The following is a 6,113-nucleotide window of genomic DNA, read 5'->3' as shown; positions in this document are numbered from 1 at the left end:
TCGTTGCGGGGGCGGTTTGTGACCGATGCTTGTGAAATGGAATCCCTCGTCCCGGCTTGGCGACGGCTGGTCGAACGCTGTGCGTGGCGAAATCCATGCTACGAGCCGGAGTTTTTGATTCCGCTGATGAAGCACCGGTCGGACGCATCGGCGCGTTTGTTGGTCATCGAGGGGACGCCCGCAAACGGCGACGCGTCAGAGGTCTACGGGGTGATGCCCCTGGTAACGCAAGCGTTTTATCGCTTGCCGATTCATTGCGTTCACGCCTGGCGGCCGGATGAAGCGTTCGACTCGACTCCGTTGTTGGATCGCCAATACGCCAACGAAGCGCTCACCGCGATCTTGACGTCGCTCTCCGAAACGGGCGCCCGATTGCTGGCCTTGGACACCGTCTCGGCCGCGCCGGAATTTGATCAGTGCCTTCGCAGCACCGCAGCCCAAAACCGTCTATCCACCTTCAGCCGCGATCGATTTACTCGGGCCGCGGTGGAACCAGACGCAGACGCCGAAGCGTATCTCCGTCAATGCATGTCAAAGAATCGTCGAAAGAAAGCCAAAAAACTTCTCACGAAGTTGCAGGGGAAGGGCGACGTCGCCTTTCAACACTCCGGCGGCGCGAATGACCTTCACCAATGGGCACACCAATTCGTTGACTTGGAAGCCAGTGGCTGGAAGGGTCGCGAAGGCACCGCGTTGGCCTGTCAAAGTCAATCACTTGCCTTCTTCCTTGAAATGGTCGATCGCTTCGGCCAACAAGACTCGATCCGATTCGGGCGACTCACGCTCGACGGCGCCTCAATCGCCATGCTCGTCGACATCCACAGCGGCGGTCACGTCAGCGGATACAAGACCACGTACGATGAACGATTTGCCGAGTTTTCACCCGGCTTTCTGTTGGAACTGCAAAACGTTCATTGGCTTCACGAATCGGGATGCACCGTTTGCGATTCATGCACCGATCCGAACAACGCATTGATCAACAGTTTCTATGCCCAACGTCTTCCCTTTCAAAGCATCGTGATCAGCTTGGACACAAAGATGAACTGGGCGGTCTCCAAGCTGCTGCCGCTGATGCAATCGGGCGCACGCCTGGCGAAGCGAGCCACTGGCAAAGCACGCAACGATTGAACGGCTCAGTCGCCTTTGGCCTCGGTGATCAGGAAATCGATCAATTTCTGGCTGCGAAAAAAGCCTTCCCAGAAATTGTGCCCCTGGCCATCGACGCGCTCCAAGGTGATGGCATCCGCGCTGCCGGCCGACTGGTAAGCGGATTCCAACTCGGCAGAGTTTCGATCGATCGGGACGACGCGGTCGTCGGTTCCGTGAATCACGTACGCTGGGATCCCGGCTTCAGCGATCACCTTCAGTTTCTTGACGGGATTCAACTCGTCCTGTCGTCGCTGCAGATCATCCGCCGAAACGCCATAGACCGCGGCGGCGCGTTCCACGCCGGGATAGCTGGTGTAGTCGAGTACCGGATAGATGCCGCCGATCGCCGCAACACGTTCCGGACGCTCGATCGCAAACCGGCTGACGTACAAACCGCCTCGGCTGCGTCCCAGCAACGCCGGCTTGGTGCTGTAACCGCGTGACACCATTTCGTCGTACAGGGCGTCAAAGAACGGTTGGCTGTGGGGGCTCCCGTAGGCTTCGCCGACGTCGATTCCCGCGACCGCGACCCCGGCGTCGAGGAACTGTTGGTGCATCCATGACTCATGCGTGTCGGGATAACGCGACAGGGCGGGGGCGTAGAAGATCCACGGTTTGCCCAGTTTCGCGTCAGCCGCTGAATCAGGCTTCATCAAGAAGGCATGCCGACCGGCGACGACGAACGTTTCCCCGTTGGGTAGCACCTGACTGCGTTTGATGCGTCCGTCTTGCTGGGCTTTTGACATCATGTCCGATTGGCGAGTCGAGCGCACTTGCTTTCCTCGAACGTCTTCACCAAGGTCCCCAGTGGCCAGTTCAATCGATTCGTCGAGTTGCTTTTCCCATGCGGCGACCAACTCGGCCAGTTTGTCGGCGCGCGGCAAGGCAAGATCCACCGACTCGATCCGATCGACGGACAGATCGTACAGTTCCCAGGGTTCGCCGATCGGAGAAACAGCTTTCCAACGTCCGCGTCGGATCGCCCGGTGCCCGTCGTGGTACCACCAAAGCGTCCGCTCGTCAGCAGAAGACGCGTCGTCCAAGTCAGCGAGAAAACTCTCCCCCGGCGGCGGCGGAGCATCTTCGGGGTGCGTCGCGCCGGTCAAGTCCAGCAGCGTTGCGGCGACGTCGATCACGTGTTGGGGGTTGCGCCGAAACTGACCGAGCTCCTTGATTCGATTCGGCCAAGAGATGATGAACGGGGTCGCGATGCCGCCTTCGTGCGTCCACGTCTTGTGGCGTCGAAACGGCGTGTTGGCAGTGGTCGACCAACCGGGGCCGAGGCACAGATATGTCAGTGCCGATCCCGGCGGTTCGGCCGGATCATGCCCGTCACCGCGGACCATGATTTCGGCACTCGCGCCGTTGTCGGACAAAAACATGACGATCGTGTCGTCCCAGCGATCCATCGCGCGGACTTGATCAAGGACACGTCCGATCGCAATGTCCATGCGGTGGATCATCGCCGCATGAATCGCCATCTTGGTCGTCTGGAATTGTTTCTGTTTGTCCGTCAACTGATTCCAGGCCACCGGACGGTTGGTTTCACCCTCGCCAAGGATCTCAAACGCCTCAGGGAAATGGTACGGTGGTCCCAAGTCTCGCTCGACTGCCGAAACGCGCTCGGCCGATTCGGGATCCAACAGCCCCATGGCTTGCATGCGTTGCCAACGTTGGCGGCGAATCGCTTCCCAGCCACTTTTGTAGGTTTCGGCATACAGCGCGATGTCTTCCGGTAGCGCGTGCAGCGGAAAATGCGGCGCAGTGAACGCCAGGTATTGAAAGAACGGTTGATCGGGATGTTGTTCGGCGTGTTCCTTCAAGTTCTGGATCGCATCATCAGCCATCGCGCTGGTCAAGTAAAACTCGTCGTCGAACTGCAGCGGCCGGATCGGTTTTCCGTTGGGGCCGTTCTTCGGCTTGAAGTAACGCCCCGTCTGATTCAGCGATGTCTTTTCGAATCCACAGTTGGTGGGCGTGTCGTCGATGTGCCATTTACCGGTGTGATAGGATCGGTAGCCAACCTGAGCCAACATCTCCGGCAGCAGCACGGCCCAATCCGGTCGCAGGCCACGGTTGCCACCGCCGCTCGGAACGCCTGGCAAAAAGTCGCGACGAATTTGTTGGGCGTAATATCCCGTCATCATCGATCCGCGTGTCGGCCAGCAGCGTCCGGTGTTGTAGAACTGGGTGAACCGCAACCCGTTTTCAGCCAGTGCATCCAGGTTCGGCGTTTGAATCTCGCCGCCGTAGCAGCCCAAGTCGGAGAACCCCAAGTCGTCGGCCAGAATGAGAACGATATTGGGTCGATTGGTTGACTCCGCCCTGAGATGCGTCGAAGACAGAAACCCCAAGAACAGGAATGCAGTCGCGAGTACTGCCAATGGAGCGTATGGGCGTCGCAAGAGATGCGGATACATTCGGCTGCAACCGTGAAAATTGAAGAAAGAAATCGAAAGGAACACGCCAGACCGTCAATCAGTCTGACGCGTCCCCACCCAATTCTCAAGTCATCACTGCGAGATCACCGAGTGATCGAACCAATTGACGAAAAAGGGGAAAGGGGTTTTAAACGGTTCTGTTTGGAGGTTGGCCAGAACAAGGGGAACCAGGTGCCGTGAGTGGTTACACTACGGATCGCTCGTGCAGCGCATCCGTCTCACAGAAGGTGTCTTCATGCGAATACAACTGTTTTGCCTTGGGCTGATCGCGTTGGCGATTCCCTCGTCGCTCATTGATGCGTCGGCGCAGGACGCGTTAAAGTCGAAGGCTGTCGAAGCGATGCGTGAAGCCGCCGGCTATTACGTTGAAAACGTCGCGAGCCACGGAGGCTATGTGTATCACTACTCGCTCGACCTGAAACAGCGGTGGGGCGAGGGCGTGGCGACCGACGATCAGATTTGGATCCAACCGCCGGGGACACCGACGGTGGGGATGGCGCTGCTGGAAGCCTACGCAGCAACGCGAGACGCGTTCTATCTCGATGCCGCGACGGCTGCGGCTGGCGCGGTCGCCTACGGCCAACTCAAATCCGGAGGCTGGACAAACTGCGTCGACTTGAACCCCAGCGGTGAACGCCGGGCGGATTATCGCAACGGCAAGGGAAGCGGGAAAAACAACTCGTCGCTGGACGACGGACAAACCCAATCGGCGCTTCGGTTCCTCGTACTCGCGGATCTGGCCAATGGCTTTCGCAACACGGAGATTCACCAGTCCGCGATCACGGGGCTGGACGCGCTGCTGGCGGCGCAATTCCCCAACGGCGGATTCCCTCAAGTCTGGACGGGACCGGTCAGCGACCAACCGATCAAGCCGGCGAACTATCCCGAGTATGACTGGCGGACCGAAGGCCGGATCAAGAACTACTGGGACATGTACACGCTCAACGATAACGTGACCGGGTACGTCGCGGATCTGTTGATCGATGCCCACCGCGTTTATCGCGACGACCGCTACCTGGACGCGCTGAGAAGACTCGGTGACTTCTTGGTTCTCGCTCAAATGCCGATGCCGCAACCCGGATGGGCACAACAATACAACTACGACATGCAGCCGATCTGGGCACGCAAGTTTGAACCGCCCGGCGTATCCGGCGATGAGACTCAAGAGGTGTTGCAGACGCTGATGCGTATCGCCCATGTCACCGGTGACGACAAATACCTTGAACCGATCCCGGCCGCGGCGAAATGGCTACGCGGATCACTGCTTCTTGACGGCCGGCTCGCCCGCTACTACGAACTGCAGACGAACCGTCCGCTCTACATGAAGCGTCGCGGCGACGTGTATGAATTGAGCTACGATGATTCCGATCTTCCCAGCCACTACGGCTGGAAGACGGAATCGCAATTGGCCCAACTCGGCAAACAATTCCAACGCGTCCGCGGCGGATTGGCGCCGGAACCGGAAGCTTCCCCACGGGACTTGGCAAAACAGGCTCAACAGATCATCGGTGCGCTCGACGCTCAGCGACGCTGGGTGAGCACGTTCGACGGCCAGCGGCTGGTGGGACAAGCAAAAATGCCACTCGGAACTCCGTACCTGTCCAGCGCCATTTTCAGCCAAAACCTGTCCGTACTGGCCGCCTATGTCAAATCGCAATCTCGCTAGGTTCGAATCGAGAAAATGAAGGAGGGGTTTTACACGCCTTTGCAAGAAGAATGCGTTCGACTGACGTGTGCAGAGAACCGCCAACCAACCCCGGGGGCTGGTGTGATGCGACCAATCCTAACACTTCTTGCGGTGCTTTCAGTCGCCCTATTCGGAAAATGGTTGTGGAATCATCAGTACTGCTCGGATGTTGAAATCCAAACAACCGTGTCGTATCAGCTGCCGACCTCTACGGAGATCCAGGAAGTAAGGATGCTGGTGGGGAGCAAAGGCGTTGCCGAGTATATGGAGATCCGAAGAGACGGTTGGTTGGCCTGTCTCAGTTTTTTCTACGACGACATCTCTGACCCGGACGAGTCAGGATTGCCGGTCTGGTCGCCAAAGCGAGAATTTGGTAGTCCACCATGGCAAGACGGCTTACCCAAATACCTTGAGGAAGGAAACAAATTGGGTTGGAAACTTGGGGCGCGCCAATTGGAACAGGAGTTGTTGCACACGAGTGAAACAGAGTTACGGCAACGGATGAAATCGAGCGCTCATTTCGGGAGACAGATTTACCTAATACTTGGGTCCAGCACTGCTTTCTTGGCTTTGGGTCTGGGAGGCTATCTCACCCGACGCAAGAAATAGATTGGTCAAACAAAGTGCAAAGGGGTCAGAAACAACGTGCAAAGGAGTCAGGTGTTTGTTGAGCAATTCGAATCAAAGAGGCCTGACCCAATACTGTTCGGCACATCTGATGCTCGTTGGGTTGGCAATCGAGATCGGGCGATCCAGACGCTCAGCATGATTGTGGCGACGGTGCCATTTGCGAGAGATCGGCTCCGCGCGGTTGATGTCCGCGCAGCAGAATATCC

3 protein-coding genes are annotated in these 6,113 nt (G+C 57.9%); 2 read left to right on the top strand and 1 reads right to left on the bottom strand.

Features of this window, described 5'->3' with window-relative positions; translation table 11 throughout:
• Window positions 1-1,128, top strand: a 1,128-nt coding sequence (locus ABX749_RS18075; RefSeq protein ID WP_372897192.1) for a GNAT family N-acetyltransferase, incomplete at its 5' end; no start/stop codon positions are given.
• Between the two features lie 5 nt (window positions 1,129-1,133).
• Here the strand turns inward: ABX749_RS18075 and ABX749_RS18070 are convergent.
• Window positions 1,134-3,533, bottom strand: a complete 2,400-nt coding sequence (locus tag ABX749_RS18070) for a sulfatase-like hydrolase/transferase (protein WP_372897191.1) — start codon at window positions 3,531-3,533, stop codon at window positions 1,134-1,136.
• A gap of 292 nt (window positions 3,534-3,825) precedes the next feature.
• On the opposite strand from ABX749_RS18070, the gene ABX749_RS18065 reads away from it, so the two are divergent.
• On the top strand, window positions 3,826-5,256 hold the full coding sequence (locus tag ABX749_RS18065; protein ID WP_372897190.1) for a pectate lyase: 1,431 nt from the start codon (window positions 3,826-3,828) through the stop codon (window positions 5,254-5,256).
• Window positions 5,257-6,113 lie beyond the last annotated feature (857 nt).

The organism is Stieleria sp., from assembly GCF_041595215.1.
Classification (GTDB): Bacteria; Planctomycetota; Planctomycetia; order Pirellulales; family Pirellulaceae; genus Stieleria; species Stieleria magnilauensis.
This window is presented reverse-complemented; position numbering and strand designations above follow the sequence as displayed.

Excerpts from the sequence above, each read along its gene's own strand:
- ABX749_RS18065 (WP_372897190.1), top strand. The coding sequence starts at position 3,826 with ATGCGAATACAACTGTTTTGCCTTGGGCTGATCGCGTTGGCGATTCCC.